Origin of the sequence: Streptomyces sp. SID8352, from assembly GCF_009862265.1 — a bacterium.
Classification (GTDB): Bacteria; Actinomycetota; Actinomycetes; order Streptomycetales; family Streptomycetaceae; genus Streptomyces.
This window is the reverse complement of sequence record NZ_WWGX01000111.1, coordinates 33,354-50,794: the sequence shown is the minus strand read 5'-3', so window position 1 is coordinate 50,794 and position 17,441 is coordinate 33,354. Positions and strand designations below refer to the sequence as shown.

General features: G+C 74.2%; 16 protein-coding genes. 1 reads left to right on the top strand and 15 read right to left on the bottom strand.

Features of this window, described 5'->3' with window-relative positions; genetic code table 11:
- Positions 1-472: 472 nt before the first annotated feature.
- Genes GTY84_RS31975 through GTY84_RS31945 form a run of 7 tightly spaced genes read right to left on the bottom strand, consistent with a single transcriptional unit; the run spans position 473 to position 6,986 of the window.
- On the bottom strand, positions 473-1,432 hold the full coding sequence (locus GTY84_RS31975) for a flavin reductase (protein ID WP_161229917.1): 960 nt from the start codon (positions 1,430-1,432) through the stop codon (positions 473-475).
- Positions 1,429-2,055, bottom strand: coding sequence for a 4-carboxy-4-hydroxy-2-oxoadipate aldolase/oxaloacetate decarboxylase (locus tag GTY84_RS31970; protein ID WP_161229916.1), 627 nt, complete (start codon positions 2,053-2,055; stop codon positions 1,429-1,431). The genes GTY84_RS31975 and GTY84_RS31970 overlap by 4 nt, the downstream gene beginning before the upstream one ends.
- Positions 2,052-2,747 (bottom strand): RraA family protein, encoded by a 696-nt coding sequence (locus tag GTY84_RS31965; RefSeq protein WP_161229915.1) that lies wholly within the window; start codon positions 2,745-2,747, stop codon positions 2,052-2,054. The genes GTY84_RS31970 and GTY84_RS31965 overlap by 4 nt, the downstream gene beginning before the upstream one ends.
- Positions 2,744-3,439, bottom strand: coding sequence for a 4-carboxy-4-hydroxy-2-oxoadipate aldolase/oxaloacetate decarboxylase (locus GTY84_RS31960; protein ID WP_161229914.1), 696 nt, complete (start codon positions 3,437-3,439; stop codon positions 2,744-2,746). The genes GTY84_RS31965 and GTY84_RS31960 overlap by 4 nt, the downstream gene beginning before the upstream one ends.
- Positions 3,432-4,451 carry a hypothetical protein gene (locus GTY84_RS31955; protein ID WP_161229913.1) on the bottom strand — a complete coding sequence of 340 codons (1,020 nt, stop codon included), beginning with the start codon at positions 4,449-4,451 and terminating at the stop codon, positions 3,432-3,434. The genes GTY84_RS31960 and GTY84_RS31955 overlap by 8 nt, the downstream gene beginning before the upstream one ends.
- A gap of 10 nt (positions 4,452-4,461) precedes the next feature.
- Entirely contained in the window at positions 4,462-5,496 is a 1,035-nt protein-coding gene (locus GTY84_RS31950) for an amidohydrolase family protein (RefSeq protein ID WP_161229912.1), read from the bottom strand.
- 32 nt (positions 5,497-5,528) lie between these two features.
- Positions 5,529-6,986 carry a 4-hydroxyphenylacetate 3-hydroxylase N-terminal domain-containing protein gene (locus GTY84_RS31945; protein WP_237532893.1) on the bottom strand — a complete coding sequence of 486 codons (1,458 nt, stop codon included), beginning with the start codon at positions 6,984-6,986 and terminating at the stop codon, positions 5,529-5,531.
- Between the two features lie 593 nt (positions 6,987-7,579).
- Between GTY84_RS31945 and GTY84_RS34445 the strand changes: the two genes are divergently transcribed.
- Positions 7,580-8,254 (top strand): DUF664 domain-containing protein, encoded by a 675-nt coding sequence (locus GTY84_RS34445; RefSeq protein WP_345943599.1) that lies wholly within the window; start codon positions 7,580-7,582, stop codon positions 8,252-8,254.
- Here the strand turns inward: GTY84_RS34445 and GTY84_RS31935 are convergent.
- From GTY84_RS31935 to GTY84_RS31900, 8 genes are all read right to left on the bottom strand, one after another.
- Entirely contained in the window at positions 8,226-8,732 is a 507-nt protein-coding gene (locus GTY84_RS31935; protein WP_161229911.1) for a nucleoside deaminase, read from the bottom strand. The two genes, GTY84_RS34445 and GTY84_RS31935, sit on opposite strands and share 29 nt — an antisense overlap.
- Positions 8,733-8,930: 198 nt before the next feature.
- Positions 8,931-10,373, bottom strand: coding sequence for an amidohydrolase family protein (locus GTY84_RS31930; RefSeq protein ID WP_345943598.1), 1,443 nt, complete (start codon positions 10,371-10,373; stop codon positions 8,931-8,933).
- Positions 10,370-11,515, bottom strand: a complete 1,146-nt coding sequence (locus GTY84_RS31925; protein ID WP_161229910.1) for a Xaa-Pro peptidase family protein — start codon at positions 11,513-11,515, stop codon at positions 10,370-10,372. Before GTY84_RS31925 ends, GTY84_RS31930 begins: the two co-directional genes overlap by 4 nt.
- Positions 11,512-12,657 (bottom strand): oligopeptide/dipeptide ABC transporter ATP-binding protein, encoded by a 1,146-nt coding sequence (locus tag GTY84_RS31920; RefSeq protein WP_161229909.1) that lies wholly within the window; start codon positions 12,655-12,657, stop codon positions 11,512-11,514. The genes GTY84_RS31925 and GTY84_RS31920 overlap by 4 nt, the downstream gene beginning before the upstream one ends.
- Positions 12,654-13,778, bottom strand: coding sequence for an ABC transporter ATP-binding protein (locus tag GTY84_RS31915; RefSeq protein ID WP_161229908.1), 1,125 nt, complete (start codon positions 13,776-13,778; stop codon positions 12,654-12,656). Before GTY84_RS31915 ends, GTY84_RS31920 begins: the two co-directional genes overlap by 4 nt.
- Positions 13,775-14,788 carry an ABC transporter permease gene (locus GTY84_RS31910; RefSeq protein ID WP_202552505.1) on the bottom strand — a complete coding sequence of 338 codons (1,014 nt, stop codon included), beginning with the start codon at positions 14,786-14,788 and terminating at the stop codon, positions 13,775-13,777. The genes GTY84_RS31915 and GTY84_RS31910 overlap by 4 nt, the downstream gene beginning before the upstream one ends.
- A gap of 10 nt (positions 14,789-14,798) precedes the next feature.
- Positions 14,799-15,752 carry an ABC transporter permease gene (locus GTY84_RS31905; RefSeq protein ID WP_161229907.1) on the bottom strand — a complete coding sequence of 318 codons (954 nt, stop codon included), beginning with the start codon at positions 15,750-15,752 and terminating at the stop codon, positions 14,799-14,801.
- Positions 15,753-15,766: 14 nt separating this feature from the next.
- Positions 15,767-17,392: an ABC transporter substrate-binding protein gene (locus GTY84_RS31900; protein WP_237532908.1), complete on the bottom strand. Its 1,626-nt coding sequence runs from the start codon at positions 17,390-17,392 to the stop codon at positions 15,767-15,769.
- Positions 17,393-17,441: the final 49 nt, after the last annotated feature.

The window sequence follows — 17,441 nt, the reverse complement described above, 5'->3', positions numbered from 1 at the left end:
GAGGACGGAAGGCGTCGGAGGACGGGAGGGAACGGAGGACGCGGAGGAGGCCGAGGGGAGCAAGGACGCGGAGGGAGGGGGAAACAGGGGCGGGCCGGTCGGCGGATTTCTTTCCGCCGACCGGCCCGCCCGTGGGAGCCGTGTCGCCCGATCCTCCGAACGCCCGCTCCCCCCCTGTGGGTGCCCGGTCGGTACGGGGCGCGCCCCGCATCGCGGGGCCCTCCCCCCGCATCCCCGGTTCATGACGCCGCACCGCCCTGGGCGCGCCCCTGGGTGAGGCGTGCCCAGGGCGGTGCGGCACACTGCCGGGGAACCGTGCCGCAGGTCCCGGTCCGGCCGTCCGGACTCGGGGCAGTCGGCCGTCCGACAGCGCCGGCGCCGGGGCGCCGGGGCCGCCGGTGCCCGCCGGGTCACCGACGGCCGCCGGGTCACGTGCGACGGCGGCCGTCCTCGCGGGACCGCAGTCCGGCCCTCAGTGGTGGCAGAGGCGCGCGCCCACCGTGGTGAGGTGGTCCGTGACCAGGCCCCGCGCGCGCTCCTCCTCCCCCGCCTCGATGGCGCGGTAGATCTCCTCGTGCGCCTCGATGGTGCGGACCATGGTCTCCCTGGTGGTGCCGCTCGCGTAGTGGGCCCGCCGGGAGTGCCCGAGCGCCTGGACCGACGCGGCCAGCGCGGGGTTCTCCGACGCCGTCCCCAGCGCGTTGTGGAACCGCAGCGCCGAGTCGGTGAACGCCTCCGGGGAGTCCGTGAGGGTGCGCGACTCCGCCAGTGAGCCGCGCAGCGCGGACAGTCCGGCGTCCGAGCGGACCCGGGCGGCCAGCGCGCCCGCGGCGGGTTCGACGGCGAGCTGCGCGTCGAGGAGCCGGGTGCTGTCCAGGCCGACCAGATGGAGCTGGACCGCCATGGCGTCCGCGTACCGCTCGACGCGGTCGGCCGGCGCGGCCACGTCCAGCGTGCGGTAGTCCCCGGCCCAGTACAGCAGCGGTGCCCCGTCCCGGCCGCCCGCCGCGACGACCTCCCCGATCAGGATCTCGTGGTCGCCGCCGGGCAGCATCGCGTGCAGCTTCGCGTCGAACCAGCTCAGGCTGTCGCTCACGATCGGCGCGCCGGTGGTCATGGACTCGGTCGCCAGGCCGGGGAAGTCCCCCTCGGCCCGGCCCCGGCCGCGGGTCGAGAAGTACCGCGACACGTCCTGCTGGTGGTCGGCCAGCACGCTCACGGCGAGCCGGCCCGATTCCCGGACCTCCGCGAGGAAGGGGCTGCTGGAGTTGACCGAGACGGTCACCAGGAGCGGGTTGAGGGACAGCGAGACGAAGGACGAGCAGGTGATGCCGTAGACGTGGTCGCCGTTGCGGGTCGTGACGATCGTGACGCCCGAGGCGAAGTGGCCGGCGGCCTTCTTGAACCCGGTCCGCGGGTCGGTGGTGGTCATGGCGTCTCCCGGAACGCGTAGATGTCGAGCGTCAGTTCACCCGAACGCAGTCTGTCCATGTAGGCGTCCTCCTTCTCGACCCGCGCGCGGGCCGCCGTGACGACCTCGTCCACGCGCTCCGCCGGGAGCACGACGATGCCGTCCTGGTCGGCGACGACGAGGTCGCCGCGGCGCACGGTGCGTCCGCGCAGCGTGACCGGCGCGCCGACGGTGCCGCGCCACTCCTTGCCGGTGCCGCGGATCGCGATCGAGGACGAGAACGCCGGGAAGCCGAGCCGCTCCAGCTGGGCGGTGTCGCGCACTCCGCCGTCGATGACGAGTCCGCGCACCCCCCGGGCCAGGGCGGCGACGGACAGCACCTCGCCCCAGTAGCCGCAGCGCGATCCCCCGGCGTCGACGACCAGCACGTCCCCCGGCACGGCCGCCTCCAGCGCCCAGTGCAGCGGCAGGTTGTCGGCGGCGGCGGCGAGCACGGGCAGGGCGGTCCCGCACAGGCGGGCGCCGGGCCAGGCGGGCCGCAGCCCGGGGTCGAGGTCGCAGTCGGAGCGGGCGGCCTCGAACAGGGTGGCCGTCCCCAGTTCCAGCAGTTCCGCCTCGTCGTGGGTGAAGGGGGTGACGGTCATCGGGTTCCTCGTCGCTGCAGTTCGTGGTAGCCGTGGGCGGCCCGCGCCTCGGCGATGGTGGCGCCGGCGAGCGCGCCGGCGAGGGTGCTCTCCTCCCGCTCGTGGATCTCGACCGCGACACCGAGGACGCGGTCGAGGGCGGCCGCGGGGATCACGACGACGCCGTCCTGGTCGCCGACCAGCAGATCGCCGGGGCGGACCTGCACCCCGCCGACGGCCACCGGGTCACCGGTCCCGGCGACCTCGACCCGGTCCTTGCCGGTGCGCATGTACCGCCCGCGGCTGTAGACCGGGTAGCCGAGGCCGAGCGCGCGGTGCACGTCGCGGCAGACGCCGTCGACGACGGTGCCCGCCACGCCCTTCGCGTGGGCGACGGCCGTGAGGATGTCGCCCCACACCGTGCAGTCGGTGCGGCCCTGGTTGTCCAGGACGACGACGGAGCCGGGCGGCACGTCGTCGAGGTAGTCCCCGACGGTCCCGGGCGGGTCCCCCGCCGGCCGGTAGCGCACGGTGAAGGCGCGTCCGACCATGCGCTGCCCCGGTCCGAGCGGGGCGAGCCCGTGGAGGCCGCCGGGCAGTCCGAGCCGGTCCAGCGCGTCGGAGAGGGTCGCGGTCGACAGGTGGGCGAGCCGCGGTTCGACGGCGGTGTCGTTGTCGGGTGCCGCGTCGGTGCGGCTGCCGGTCCCGGTCACGGGATCTCCTCTGCGGTGACGGTGGGGAACTGGGAGTCGTGCATGACGTCCACGATCGAGCGGCCCGCGCGCACCGCCCCGGACATCGCGGCCTCCCGGGCGGCGATGCGTTCGGCGAGGGCGATCACGCGTCCGGCGTGCGCGGCGGGGACGAAGACCACACCGTTGCGGTCGGCGGCCACGAGGTCTCCGGCGGAGACCCGGACGCCGCGGATCCGGACGGGCACGTCCATGTCCTCCTGGACGATCCGGCCCCGGGCGCTGACCGGGACGGCCGCCCCGGCGAACAGCGGCAGTCCGAGGTCCGCGCATTCGGGCACGTCGCGGCAGGCGCCGTCGACGACGACCCCCGCGATCCCGGCGGCCACGGCGGCCTCGGCGAGCAGTCCGCCCCAGCAGGAGACGTCGGTGCGCCCGTGGTTGTCGATCACGATGACGTCGTCGGGGCGGGCCGCGGCGACGGCGGGGCTGGCGATGTGGGTGGCGGGTCCGTCCGACGTCCTGGGGGCGGCCCGGACGGTGCGGACCCGTCCGGCGACGGTGCCGGAGGACGGCCACATCGGGGCGAGGCCGGTGGTGGCGCCGGGCAGGCCCAGGGTGTCGAGGGCGTCGGAGACGGCGCACACGTCCAGGGCGCGCAGCCGCGCGACCGCGTCGGGCGGGAGGGGGGCGGTGTCGAGCGGATCAGTCATCGGCGCGGCTCCAGGTCACGAAGCCCATGGCGTTTCCGGTGCCGGCCTCGGTGCGGTAGCAGGGGCGGTAGTCGGTGGAGGTGACGCTCAGCCCGGTCTCGGCGGCGATGCCGGCCACCGTGATCCAGTTGCGCAGTTCGGAGGTGCCCGAGCGCATCAGGGCCGGGTCGAGCGAGGTGAGGTACCGCTCGTCGCCGGCCCGCAGGGCGGTGAGGAAGTCGCGGTCGAGTTCCTCGTCCACCACGAAGTGCGACAGCCCGCCCGAAGCGACGACTCCGACCCGCAGGTCCTCGGGGAAGTCCGCCACCGCTCGGCCGAGTGCCCGGCCGAACTCGTAACTGCGGGCGGCCGAGGGCGGATTGGGCTCGTAGAAGGTGTTGACGAAGACCGGGACGAACGGGATCGGACAGGTCTCGCCGAGGATCCGCTGGTAGATGAAGCCCCATCCGTGCGGGATGCCGTGGTTGGCGTACCGGCCCGGCGGCAGCGTCCGTGACGCGGCCACGTCGAAGCCCTGCTCACCGCCGCGTTCGATGAGGTGCCGGGCGAGGCCGGGGTGGCACGCCCGCACGACGGTCTCCGCGGGCACGTCGCCGAGCGCGGCCTCGGCCAGGCCCGGTGCCATGGCGGCGAGCTGCTCCTCGGTGAAGGGCACATGGGCGACGTCGTCGCCCCAGTAGACCGCGAAGGCGGGCAGCAGTTCGTCGCCGTAGACCTCCTTGTGGTCGCTGCTGACGATCAGCAGCACGTCGACGTCGGCGTCGGCCACGTGCCGGCCGAGCCGGTCCATCGCGGCCTGCGAGGCGTCCCAGTTGGCCTGCATCGCCTCGGGCGTGCAGTGCTCCGAGAAGTCCTCGCGCACCGCCCTCAGGGACGCGAAGTCATGGGCGCGGCCCCGGAATTCGAGGGCGGGGTTGCGCCGGTCGGCCAAGCCGCGCTCGGCCCATCCGGACGGCGGTGTCTTGAGCTGGGGGCCGTGCGAACAGCCGATCCCGGTGACCACGGTCGCCATGGCGCGGCCCTCACGCGGTCCGGGCCGGGGCGCCGGCGCCGGCGCCGATGGGGAACACCGCGCGGGCGTTGCCCTCGAACAGGGCGGTGCGGTCGGCGTCGGTGAGCCAGTCGATCTCGTCGACCAGCAGGTGGATGTCGTCGAACCAGCGGCCGTTGTCCGGGTTGATCTGGGAGCCGGTGCCGGGCTTCTCGGTGCCGAAGAGGCAGCGGTCGACACCGACGGTGCGGATCAGCAGTTCGATCGCGTCCCGGGTGTACAGGCAGGTGTCGAAGTACAGCCTGCGGAGCTTGTCCAGGTAGGGCGTCGCCCCGGAGCGCACACCGGACGGCAGGAAGCGGCCCACCTGGTAGGGGATCGCGCCGCCGCCGTGGGAGACCACGATCCGCAGCTCCGGGAAGTCCTGGAGCACCGAGGAGTTGAGCAGGCTCCAGATGGCGACCGTCTCCTCCTGGATGAAGTGGAGGCTGTACGGCTCGCGCGCCGGGGGCCGGCATCCGGCGGCGTGGATGAGCGCCGGGACGTCGAGTTCGCACAGCGCCTCGTAGAGGGGGTACCAGTAGCGGTCGCCGAGCGCGGGCGGGGTGGCCGTGCCCTCGAACGGGTCCGGATTGAGCAGGGCGCCGACGAAGCCGAGTTCGGTCACGGTGCGCCGGAGTTCGCCGACCCAGCGGGCCGGTTCGAGCTCCGGGCTCTGCGGCAGCCCGGCCACACCGAGGAACCGGCCGGGGAAGAGCTGGGTGGAACGGTGGATGAGGTCGTTGGTCTCCTCGGTGAACCACTGCACCAGCTTGCCCTGTTCGCTGTGCATCATCTGGTAGGGCCGCGGCGAGATGAGCTGGACGTCGACCCCGGCGCCGTCGATGTGGTCCAGGTGCGAGACGTTGCCGAAGCTGGGGTGGGGTTCGGTGTGCGCGGCACGGAGCTGGTCGTCGCTGATGCGCGGGGCGCCCCGGCCATGAGCCCCCCGGTGGGACAGGAGTCCCGACTTCCAGGCGTACAGTTCGGCGGGCGCGCTGAGGTGTCCGTGGACGTCGATGATCATGGGTGATGGTCCTCTTCTGGGTGGTCGGGGGGTCAGCCGAGCGGGGAGGCGATCACCCGGCGGATGCGGGCGTCGGTCTCGGAGCGGTCGTAGCCGCGCAGCAGCCGGGCGCGGCCCGCGCCGGGGTCGCCGCGGTGCAGGTACTCGTACAGCTCCTGGCGCGCCCCGAACCCGTCGCCGACCAGTTCCCAAGCGAGCCGGAACAGGCGCGCCTTCTGGTCGGCGGCCATGCCGCGGCCGTGCATGTACCGGTCGATGAAGGGACGCAGCTCGGGGCTGGCCAGGTCGGCCTCGGAGGGCTGCATGATGAGCCCGGACGCCCCGATGCGGCGGACGATGGCGACGACCCGCGCCGACACCTCCGCGGACCAGAAGCCGAGGCCGTAGGAGGGCGCGGGCGCGAGCAGACCGGTCGGGGTGCGCACCGCCGTCGCCTCGGCGCCCGCGATGCCGAGCCGCAGCGTCTCCGCGTAGGACACGAGTTCGCCCAGGTCCTCCTGGATGCCGCGGAAGCCGTCGACCCCGATGCTGTCGGCCAGCATGGCCGCCACCGAGACGAAGGTGCGCAGCCGCTCGTGGAAGCGGATGTGGGTGCTCTGCATCGACCAGGCGTTGATCCGCGACAGGCCCTTCAGCGCCAGCAGGCCGTCGCCGAGCAGGAACACCCGCTCCCAGGGGATCTCGACGTCGTCGAAGAAGAGCATGGCGTCCTGCTCGTCGTAGCCGCGCGCGAGCGGGTGCGCGTGTCCGGCTCCGGAGCTGCCGAGGGGTTCGCGGCACAGGGTCTTCAGCCCGGGGGTGTTCATCGGCAGCGCGAACCAGATGACGAAGTCCTCGGCGCCGCGCTGAGCGGAGACGCCGTTGAGGTAGACCAGCACCTCGTGGGCGAAGGGCGCCAGAGTGGCCAGTTGCTTCGCGCCGCGGATGACGACGCCCCGGTCGTTCTCCTCGATCACCCGCAGGGCGAGGTCGGGGTCGTCCAGGGGGCTGGCGCTGCGGTCGATCTGGGGGTCGCCGAGGGCGTGGGTGAGCACGAGGTCGTGCTCGGTGGCGTAGCGGTGGTAGGCGATCGCGTTGGCGCCGAAGCCGGGGCGGTTCGTCTCCAGTTCGGCGTGGTAGTCGCGCAGGCCGACGACGACGTTGGCCATGAAGTCGGGGGCGCGGCCGTGCTGGCCCAGGCTCTCGGCCATCCACCACCGGGAGGCGGCGAACTTGGCCCGCAGGTCCTCCGGGGTGGTCGGGAGGCTGTAGGAGCGGCTGACGAGGTTGCCGGTCTCCTCCGAGGTGGTCAGCGCCACCTCGCGGGCGGCCGGGTCCGACCGGCGCAGGTCCAGCAGATGGGCGATCCGGTCGACCGCGCCGCGCAGTTCGGGGTGGGCGGCGACGTCGCGGACCCGTTCCCCGCCCAGCCACACCTCGCGGCCGTCGTCGAGACTCGCCCGGAAGTCGTCGCCGGTCACGGCGCCCTTGGCGTCACTCACATCCATCATGTCCCTCGCGTATCCCTCATGTGCGGTCGGCTGGTTCCGCCGAGACGGCGCCTTCGTGGGGCTGATCGGCTGGTACGCATGGACGCTACGGAGGCACCGCGGCCCGCCGCATGGGCGTGGTGAGGGAACCGGGGGCCGCCGGATGCGACACGGTGTCGGGTCGGGCACCCGGCGGGGCCGGTGAGCGCAGGGGCCGTCGCCGACCGGGCACGGCCGCCGACGGCACGGTTCCACCGGTTCGACACCGGTCCGACAGGTTCGGTCACCGTGCCGTCCTGACGGCCACGGAGCCCCGCCCGGACCTCCGGCCCCCCGGCCTGAACGCGGACGAGAGGACCACCCTGCCGGTCTTCCTCGACTACCTGCGAGGTCCGTCCTCGCGAAGGCGGACGGCGTCCCGGAGCCCGCGGTGCGCAGCGCCGGTGTGCCGTCCGGGACCAGCCCGCTCCGGCTCCTCGGGCGTCTGGCGGTCGTCGAGCTGAACCGGTTCGTCCGGGCCTGCGCCGGGGAGGGCCCCGAGCGCTGGGACGACGACGGCGCGGTGTCCGCCGAGGACACCGCGCCGGACGTGGCGAACGCCTACCGCAGGGGGGATCGCCAGGGCGAACCAGATCGTCCGGGCCCGCACCGACCTGGACCGCCCCGGCGCCCGCTCACTGCGCGCGACCCCGCCGCCGTCGATGCGCTGGGCGCTGGTCCACATCGTCGAGGAGACCGCCCGGCACGCCGGCCACGCGGGCATCCTGCGTCAACGGTTCGACGGCTCGACCGGCCGGCAGCCGCGCGCGGGGCACGCGGAGCGGCACCGGGCAGCACCGGGCGACCGCCGCGCCGGGATACCGGTGGTCGGCGCGGGACCCGGGGAGGGAGGCCGGGGCCCGGGGGACAGAGCCCGAGGAGCGGGCCCGGCCGGGGTGGCGTCCCGGCCGGGCCCGCTCAACTACCCCTTCCCCACGGGGTTTTGCCGAGGGGGAGGTCTCCGCCCCTCACCCGATGCGCATGCACGGCGGGCGACACCGCACAGGCGCGACGGCCGACGCGCGAGGGCGGGCTGCCCGCGGCCGACGAGACCGCGGGGCAGCCCGCCCCGGATGCCGAGGGCACCCGCCGCGACCGGCGCCGACCGGCACCGCTCGGCCGGCAGGGGGCCGTATCCCCTGGGATCACCCACGCTCGGCGGGCGGCCGTGGGCTCAGGACCGCCCGGACCCGCCGAGGTACCGGGGCGGGCCGTGCCCGGTCAGGGCGCCGGGTCCGGCGCCCTGGTGAAGACGGCCCCGGCACCCTCGTGAACCGGGCCGGTCACCGTGACGGGGCGATCGCCGTGCGCCAGTACCTCACGGCAGCCGAGCCCGATGAACGGGTCGTCGGCCGACCCGATCCGCCGCATGTCGGCCGCGGCGAACCCGTAGACCACCCGTTCGACACCGGCGAGGTAGAGCGCGGTGGCGCACATCGGGCAGGGCTCGCCGCTGGCGTACAGCGTGGCCCCCCGCACGGCGGCCGGTCCCCGCGCGGTACCCGCGGCGCGGAGGGCGTGCGACTCGGCGTGGGCCGTGATGTCGCCGGTGGTCCGCACGGTGTTGCGCCCCTCCGCGAGCACCGAGCCGTCCGCGGCGACGAGGACGGCGCCGAAGGGACGGTTCCCCTCGGTCCCGGCCCGTCGGCCCAGCTCGATCGCGCGGGCGAGACGGGTGGCGTCGGTGCCGTCGGTCCCCGTACCGGGCCGGAGCCCTGGTCGTGTCATTCCTGTCTCCTTGTCGTCGTCATGGCCTGCTCCGGGAGCCCGCACCACGGGCCTGCCCCGGGAGGCCCCACCACGGGCCTCTTCCTGGAGGCCCCACGGGCCTGTTCCACGGTGGGCCGCCGGCCCGGCCCCGCCTCGCCGGGCGCGGCGAGCACCCGGCCGGAGGCCGCCCCCGTACCGGCGGGCCGGGCGCACCGTTCACGCCGGTGCCGCGTGTTGCCACGCGCGGGCGATGGCGCGGTGGCTCGCGAGCCGGGCGGGCAGCCCCGGCGCGCACAGCTCTCCGTCGCGCACCACCGGCACTCCCCCGACGAGGGTGTGCCGGACCCGTGGCGGCCCGCAGCGCGGCCATGCCTCGACCAGATCGGTGTGCGCCCCGGCGAACATCACCTCGTCCAGTTCCCAGACGGCGATGTCGGCGCACATGCCCGGTCCGAGGGCGCCGATCTCCCCCTCCCGGCCCAGGCAGCGGGCGGCGCCCACGGTGGCCAGGGCCAGCGCCTGCCGTCCGCTCATCGCCGGGGCCCCGCCGGTCGCCCGGGCCAGGAGCATCGCTGTCCTCGCCTCCAGCCAGGGCGAGGCGGAGTCGGCCGAGGCGGAGCCGTCGGTGCCGAGCCCGACCGTCACCCCGGCGGCCCGCAGGGCGGACAGCGGGGCGATCCCGGCGCCCAGGAGCGCGTTGGAGCTGGGGCAGTGGGCGACTCCGATGCCGGCCGCCGCGAGGTCGCGCACCCCCTCCTCCCCGGGGTGGACGGCGTGCGCCACCCAGGCCCGTCCGCCCCAGCCGGAGTCGGCGAGCAGCCGTCCGGGCGGGCGGCCGAACCACGCCCGGCACTCCTCCGCTTCGCCCGGTTCCTCGAAGAGGTGGGTGTGGAGCCGGGCGTCGTGGCGTCCGGCGAGCCGGGCCAGGTCCTCCAGGAGCGCGGGCGTGGTGGCGGCCAGGGCCGTGGGCCCCATCGCCACCCGGGTCATCGCTCCGGCCGACCGGTCGTGGAAGGCGTCCAGCAGGCGCGCGCTGTCGGCGAGGACGTCGTCGGGCCGCTCCGCCCAGGAGGGCACCTCGTCGCGGTCCGCGCCCGGCCGGGCCACGACGCTGCCCCGGACCGGGTGGAAGCGCAGCCCGACCTCGCGGGCGGCCGCCACCTGGGCGTCGACCAGCCGTGGCCGCGGATGGAGGTAGAGGTGGTCGGCGGTGGTGGTGCAGCCGTTGCGGGCCAGTTCGGCGAGGCCCACCCAGGTGGAGACGTGGGCCGCCTCCTCGTCGAGTCTCCGCCAGAGGGGGCGCAGGACGCCGAGCCAGCCGGACAGGCCCTCGGCCGCGGCGGGCGCGAAGGCCCTGGTGAGGTTCTGGAACAGATGGTGGTGGGCGTTGACCAGACCCGGGGTGACCAGGGTGCCCGAGGCGTCGAGGACGCGGCGGGCCGGTGGTTCGGATCCCGGGGGGCCGACGGCGGCGACCATGCCGCCGTCGGCCGCCACCCAGCCGCCCGGAATGTCCTCCCCCGCCATGGTCACGACCAGCTCGGCGCCCCTGACCAGCAGGTCGACGGTGCCCGGTGCCCGATCGCGGACCTCGGTACGGGGTGCCTCGGCGGGGCCCGGCGGACAGTTCGCGCGGCGGTCGCCGGGGAGGGTGCTCACGCGGGGACCACGGGCAGCGCCGACCAGTCGTCGCGGTGCGACAGCGGCTCCACCCCGTCCTCGGTGACCAGGAGCATGTCCTCGATGTGCAGGATCTCCCCGGCCGGTCCGTAGGTGTCGGGTTCGATGTTGATGACCATGCCGGGGACGAGGACGGTCTCGTCGCGCGCGTGCAGGGAGGGCCGTTCGGTGCCGCTCACCCCGATGCCGTGCCCGATGCCGATGTGGCCGTAGTTGAACAGCCGGATGCCGAGGCGTTCGGTCTGCTCCCGGCAGTACAGGTAGACCTCGCCGCAGGTCCGGCCCGGCCTGATGAAGTCCATCACCCGACGGTTGAGGGTGTACTGGGCGGCGTAGGCGGTCTTCTGCGCCTCGGTGGGGGTGCCGATGACGGCCATCCGGCCCGCGTCGGTGTAGAGCAGGCCCTGGTAACGGGACTTGACGTCGAGTCTGAGGTAGTCCCCCTCGCGGATGAGGCGGTCGGTGGGCGGCCCGATCCGGGCGGCGCCCTCGCCCGTGCCGACCAGGGGGTCGATGTTCCCGAACCCGTGGCCGCGCATCGCCTCGGTGAGCCGGTCGGCCGCCTCGCGCTCGCTCTCGCCCACCCGTACGCCCTCGATGCAGGCGGCGAGGGCCAGTTCGGTGAGCCTGGCGGCCCGGGTCATGATCTCGATCGATCCCTCGTCCTTGACCATCCGCAGCGTGCGCAGCACCGCGTCACCGGGCAGCAGCCGGGCCCCGGGCAGCAGCGCGGAGAGGCGCTGGAAGAAGACCACGGGCATCCGGTCCGACTCGTAGCCGATCGCGGCGGAGCCGAGACCGCGCCGCAGCAGGTCGGCGGCGACCGTGTCGACGATGCCGGAGGGGAACCGGGCGCCCTGCTCGTCGTAGCCGACGATGTCGGTGATGGTGGTCATGGACGCCACCGTGGGGACGGTCTCCTCGCTGGTGTAGACGACGGGCCGGCCCTCGCGCGGCCACCACACGAGGTTGGGCCGGTCGAGCATGCTGGCCGAGCGGAGCGGCGCGCCGGCCGCGAACTGGACGTTCTCCAGGCCGAGCAGCAGGACTCCGTCGAGGCCGGCGGCGGCGAGTTCGCCGGGCATCCGCTCCGACAGGTCCTTGGTGGTCGTGGTGTTCACAGGTGGTCCTTTCCCAGCGCTGCCGACTCCTCGGAGTAGTGGCAGGCCGTCCAGTGGTCGGGGCGTACTTCCCTGAGTGCGGGGAGTTCGGTGGCGCACCGCTCCCGGCCGGCGCCGACGGGGCAGCGTGCGGCGAGGGGGCAGCCGGCGGAGGCCGCGGCGTTGCCCTCCGCGGTGCGGAGCATGATCTTCTGCCGTCCGGCGGAGCCCGGATCGGGCACGGGCACGGCGGAGAGCAGTACGTGGGTGTAGGGGTGGGCGGGGTGGTGGAACAGGTCGGCGGCGGGGCCGATCTCCATGACCCGGCCTCCGTAGAGGACCATGATCCGGTCGCTGAAGTGCTCGGCGACGGCGAGGTCGTGGACGATGAAGAGATAGGTGATGTCCTGCTCTTCGCGGAGTTCGCCGAGGAGGTTGAGCACCTGGGCGCGGACCGAGACGTCCAGCGCGGAGACGGGCTCGTCGAGCAGGACGAGTTCGGGGCGGGCGACGACCGCCCGGGCCACGGCGACGCGCTGCTGCTGCCCGCCGGAGAGCATGTGCGGCTTGCGGTCGGCGAACCGGGGGCCGAGGCCGACCCGGTCCAGGGCCTCCGCGGCCCGGCGGGTGCGCTCGGCGGGGTCGGCGACCCCGTGCACCCGCAGGGGTTCCTCGACGATGGCCCGGATGGTCATGCGCGGGTCGAGCGAGCTGGCGGGGTCCTGGAAGACCATGCCGAGTCTCCGGCGGGCCAGGCGGACCTCGCGGTCGCGGGCGGTGGCGAGGTCGACGCCGCCGAAGTCCACCGTGCCCCGGGTGGGCGCGGTGAGCCGCACGACGCACCGGCCGGTGGTGGACTTCCCGCAGCCGGATTCGCCGACGATGCCCAGGGTCTCGCCGCGGGCCACGTCGAAGTCGATGCCGCGCAGGACGGGGGTGGCGCCGGGCCGGTTCCCGAACGGGCCGCGTCGGGCGCCGTAGGTCTTCTCCAGGCCCTGGACGCGCAGCAGCGGGTCGGTGAGCGCGGGGCGCAGGCCCGGCCGGGCGGGGGGAACCGGGCGGGCCGGTCCGTCCGGGTGCGGTCCGGTCCCGGGCACGGCGCCCGTTCTGGGGGTGTTCCGGTGGCCGGCGGTGGCCGCCGGGTCCCTGCGGCCGGTGCTCATGACGGCTCCTTCCCGGTCGGCGCGGTGTGGTCGACCGGCAGATGGCAGGCCACGGTGACGTCACCGAGGCCGGTGGGCACGCCGCGGCTCTCCGGGGTCCCGCCGAGGCAGTCGGCCTCGTCGTGTCCGGTGGCGCAGCGCGGCGCGAAGGGGCAGCCCGCCGGGAGCGCCGCCAGGTCGGGCGGGGAGCCGGGGATCATGGGCAGTGCCCCGGAGCGGAGCCGGTCCCGGCGGACGACGGAGTCGAGCAGGGCGGCGGTGTAGCGGTGGCGCGGGCGGGTCAGCACCTCGGCCGCGGGGCCGCGTTCGACGATCCGTCCCGCGTACATGACCTGCACGGTGTCGCACAGTTCGGCGACCACCCCCAGATCGTGGGTGATCATGATGATGGCGGTGCCCCGTTCGTCGGACAGGCGGCACAGCAGTTTCAGGATCGATGCCTGGGTGGTGACGTCGAGGGCGGTGGTGGGTTCGTCGGCGATGAGCACCCGGGGCCCGTTGGCGAGCGCCATCGCGATCATCGCGCGCTGCCGCATGCCTCCGGAGAACTGGTGCGGATGGTCGTCCGCGCGGCGCCGCGCGTCCGGGATCTCCACGTCGCCGAGGAGGTCGACGGCCAGGGACCGGGCCTGGCGCGGGGTGACGTCCTGGTGCAGCCGGATCGCCTCGACGATCTGCTGGCCGATGGTGCGCAGCGGGTCGAAGCCGGTCATGGGGTCCTGGAAGACCATGGCGATGTCGCGTCCGCGGACGGCGCGCCACTGTCGTTCGGACAGTTCGTGGAGGGCGGTGCCGTCCAGGGTCACGGTTCCGCCGGTGACCCGGCCGGGCGGGTCGATCAGCCGCATCAGCGAGCGGGCGAGGGCGGACTTGCCCGAGCCGGACTCGCCCACGACGCCGAGCCGCTCCCCGCGGCGCAGGTCGAAGCCGACGTCGTGCACGGCGGTCACAGTGCCCTGGGGGCCCGCGAACCGGGTGCGTATCCCGCGGACGCCGAGGACCACCTCGCGGTCGGCGACCCGGGCGCCGGGCGAGGCCCGGTGCCGGGCGGTGTCGGTGGACCCGGGGGCGGGGTCCGGGGCGGACGGCCGGCCGTCGGCCGGTCTGCGGAGGGTGTTCATCGGGCCGCGCTCCTGATCCGGGGGTCGATGACGCCGTAGAGGAGGTCGACGACCGTGTTGAGGACGACATAGGCGATGGCGCTGAGGAAGACGAAGGCCTGCACCACGGCGAAGTCCTTGCGGAGGATGGAGTCCACCACGAGGCTGCCGACGCCGGGCCAGCCGAAGACCTTCTCGGTGAGCACGCTGCCCGCGAGCATCTCCGCCAGCACCAGCCCGGCCGCGGTGATGGTGGGCAGTGCCGCGTTGGGGAAGGCGTGCCGGACGAAGGAAGCGCGGCGGCTCACGCCCTTGGCCCGCAGGACCACCATGTACTGGCCGCGCAGGGACTCCAGCAGGTTGCCGCGCAGCAGCCGGATGAGGAAGGCGCACGGGACCAGGGCGAGGACGACACCGGGCAGGATCAGGTGCTGCACGGCGTTCCACGCGGTGGCCGGCTCGCCCGCGAGCAGGGCGTCGACGGTGTGGAGGCCGGTGGTGGACGGGGGCGGTTCGAATCCGGGGGAGAGTCTGCCCTCGGGTCCGGGGAGCAGGGGGAGGGCCTGGGAGAAGAGGACGAGCAGGATCAGCCCCAGCCAGAACTGCGGGGTCCCCAGTCCGATCGAGGACACCCCGCGCACCAGCCGGTCCACCCAGGCACGCCGGGAGTAGGTGGCGAGGACCGCGAGGCACACCGCCGTGGTGACGGCGATGGCGAAGGCGAACAGGCCCAGTTCGAGCGAGGCGGGGAGCCTGCTGGTGATCTCGTGCCGGGCAGGCTGCCCCACCGAGTACGCGAAGCCCCAGTCCCCCTGGAAGAAGGAGGCGAGGAACTTGACGTACTGGACGGGTATCGGCTGGTCGAGTCCCATGGCGGTCTCCTGGGCCCGGACCGTCTCCTCGGACGCCAGCTCCCCGGCGGCGAGCCGGGCGGGGTCGCCGGGGAGGACCCGCATCAGCAGGAACGCCAGCAGGGACGCGCCGAGCGCGGTGGCCAGTCCCCAGCCGGCCTTGGTCAACAAGGTACGCACTGTGCCTCCTTCAGATCCGGTCGTAGGAGCCGCGGGGGTCGAGGATGTCCCGGGCACGGTCGGCCAGGACGGAGCCCGCGGTGACGGCGACGAGCAGCCCGAGTCCGGGGAAGACCCCGATCCACCACTGGCCGGACAGCGCGTACTGGAGTCCGTCGGTGATCATCGAGCCCCATTCGGGGGTGGGCGGGGGCGGGCCGAGCCCGATGAAGCCGAGCGCGGCCAGGGTGAGCACCGACCAGCCGAAGGCGGCGGCGGCCTGGATGACCAGGGTCGGTACCACCTGGGGGACGACGTGGCGCAGGGTCACCCAGGTGCGGGAGGCCCCGAGGAGCTGGGCGCTCTCCACGTACGGCATGGACCGGATGCGGATGACCTCGCTGCGCAGCACCCGGGCGAACCACGGCACGGAGGCGATGACCAGTCCGAGGACCCCCGAGAGGGTGCCCGCGCCCAGGCCGACCGCCACGGCCATGGCGAGCATCAGCGGGGGGAAGGCGAGCAGGGTGTTGATCAGCCAGTTGAAAAGGCTGTCCGCGCGTCCCCGGGCCAGGCCCGCCACCACCCCGAGGGTCCCGCCGAGCACGGCGCCGACGGCGGTGACGGCGAGCCCGACGAACAGGGAGATGCGGGCTCCGGCCAGGAACCGTGCGAAGACGTCCCGGCCGAGGGAGTCGGTGCCCATGGGATGGGCCGCCGACGGTGCGGCGAGCACGCTGCCCAGGTCCACCCTGGTCGGGTCGTGGCCCCAGAGCAGCGGGCCGAGCAGCGCGGCGAGCAGGAAGAGCAGGAGGGTTCCGCCGGCCGCGGTGAGTGTGGGCTGGCGGCGCGGGGCGCGCAGCGCCCGGTGGAGGGCGCGGCCCTTCGCGGTCCTCTCCCGGCCCGGTGGCGCCGGGGTGGCGGGGGCCTCGCTCCGGTGCCGTTCGATGACGGGCACCGCGGAGTTCGGGGTGCTTGGTTCCATGGTCGGGCTCCTCGTCAGCGGGACACGGCCCAGTCGGTGAAGTCCATGAACTTGGCGTACGAGTAGTGCGTGACCGATGTGCCCAGGACGGCGACGTGCTGGAGGGCGTACAGCGGGATCCGCGGCGATTGGGCGCGCCAGTCGCTGTTGATCTCGGCGTAGAGCTTCCGGGCGGTCCCGGGGTCGGGTGCGGCCTGGGCCCGGGCGAGCTTCGCGTCGAGGCCGGGGATGCAGACCTTCGCGTTGTTGAAGGGGCTGTCGCAGGAGGCGGTGAGGGCGAGCTGGTAGCCGGCCGTGGGCACGCCGGGGCCTTCGAGGACCAGCGCCGAGGTGTAGTCGCCCTTGGTGAAGCGGGGGGTGAAGTCGCTGGGCGCCAGCTTCTCGATCTCCACCTTCACGCCGATCTCCTGCCACACGCCCTGGAGGAGGGTGGCCAGTTGCTCGGCGCTCGGCGCGGAGGAGTTGATCATCATCGGGACGGTCACCGGGGTCTTCACGCCCGATTCGGCCAGCAGTCTCCTGGCCTCGGCCACATCGGTCCGCAGGGGCTTCGAGCCGGGCGCGTCGTAGCCGGCGACGCCGGGCAGGACGGAGCCGTAGTACAGCTCGCCGAAGCCGAAGCCGACGGACTCCAGCATCTTCTCGTAGGGGACGGCCAGGGTGAGCGCGGCCCGGAACTTGACGTTGTCGAGAGGTGCCGCGTCGTTCCTCAGGGCGACCTGGGCGAACAGCGGGGCGCGGTGCGCCTTGAGCCGCAGGCCCTTCTCCGTCTCCAGGCTCTTGACGCTCTGCGGGGGCAGTCCGAGGGTGACGTCGGCCTCGCCGGACTTGGCGCGCAGGGCGAGCGTGGGCGCCGAGGTGACGTAGTTGATCCGGATGGTGGGGGTAGCGGGCCTGTCGCCCCAGTAGCCGGGGTTGGCGGTGAGCACCGCCGTGGAGTTGGGCTGGTAGGTGGTCAGGGAGTACGGGCCGGAGCCGGCGGTGTTCCCGGCCATCCAGGTGCTGAGGGTGCCCTTCTTCACTCCCCCGTTGGCCTCGACGACCGCGGGGTTGACGATGCTGCCCGCCGGGGTCGCCAGTCCCGCCAGGAAGTCGGCGTTGGGGGCGCGCAGGCGGAAGACGACGGTGTTCGCGTCGGGGGTCTCCACCTTGGTGATCAGGGGCGGGGCGCTCATGCCCGCCTGGAGGTAGAAGGTGGCGCAGGTGCCCATGGTCAGCACCCGTTCGACGGAGTACTTCACCGCCGCGGAGTCCATCGCGCCGCCGTCGGGGAACTTCGCGCCCTCGTGCAGCTTGAAGGTGTAGGTGCGACCGGAGTCGGTGACGGTCCAGCTCTTGGCGAAGGACGGCTCGATCTTCGTCGGGTCGTACTCGCTGGTGCCGTCGGGCCCCGGCTTGGTGGCGTACCGGGTGAGGCCCGAGTACAGGTTGTGGATGAGGCTGAGGTCGTCCTGGTTGCAGGCCGCGGCGGGGTCGAGGGTGGTGTTGCCGGTCGCCCAGTTGACGGTGAGGGTGTCGGACGTCCGCTTCTCACCACCGCCGCCGCTGCCGCCGCTGCCGGAGCCGCCGGCGGTGCACGCCGTGGCCGCGAGGCCGAGAGCCGCGAGAAGGACGACCGCCCGTCTGCGCCGCATTGTCATGGAGAACACCAGAGAAACCTTTCTTCAAAGGAATGTGGATGCCCGTGGC

Excerpts from the sequence above, each read along its gene's own strand:
- GTY84_RS31975 (WP_161229917.1), bottom strand. The coding sequence starts at position 1,432 with ATGACCACCACCGACCCGCGGACCGGGTTCAAGAAGGCCGCCGGCCAC.
- GTY84_RS31970 (WP_161229916.1), bottom strand. The coding sequence starts at position 2,055 with ATGACCGTCACCCCCTTCACCCACGACGAGGCGGAACTGCTGGAACTG.
- GTY84_RS31960 (WP_161229914.1), bottom strand. The coding sequence starts at position 3,439 with ATGACTGATCCGCTCGACACCGCCCCCCTCCCGCCCGACGCGGTCGCG.
- GTY84_RS31955 (WP_161229913.1), bottom strand. The coding sequence starts at position 4,451 with ATGGCGACCGTGGTCACCGGGATCGGCTGTTCGCACGGCCCCCAGCTC.
- GTY84_RS31950 (WP_161229912.1), bottom strand. The coding sequence starts at position 5,496 with ATGATCATCGACGTCCACGGACACCTCAGCGCGCCCGCCGAACTGTAC.
- GTY84_RS31945 (WP_237532893.1), bottom strand. The coding sequence starts at position 6,986 with ATGATGGATGTGAGTGACGCCAAGGGCGCCGTGACCGGCGACGACTTC.
- GTY84_RS31935 (WP_161229911.1), bottom strand. The coding sequence starts at position 8,732 with ATGACACGACCAGGGCTCCGGCCCGGTACGGGGACCGACGGCACCGAC.
- GTY84_RS31920 (WP_161229909.1), bottom strand. The coding sequence starts at position 12,657 with ATGAGCACCGGCCGCAGGGACCCGGCGGCCACCGCCGGCCACCGGAAC.
- GTY84_RS31915 (WP_161229908.1), bottom strand. The coding sequence starts at position 13,778 with ATGAACACCCTCCGCAGACCGGCCGACGGCCGGCCGTCCGCCCCGGAC.
- GTY84_RS31905 (WP_161229907.1), bottom strand. The coding sequence starts at position 15,752 with ATGGAACCAAGCACCCCGAACTCCGCGGTGCCCGTCATCGAACGGCAC.
- GTY84_RS31900 (WP_237532908.1), bottom strand. The coding sequence starts at position 17,392 with ATGACAATGCGGCGCAGACGGGCGGTCGTCCTTCTCGCGGCTCTCGGC.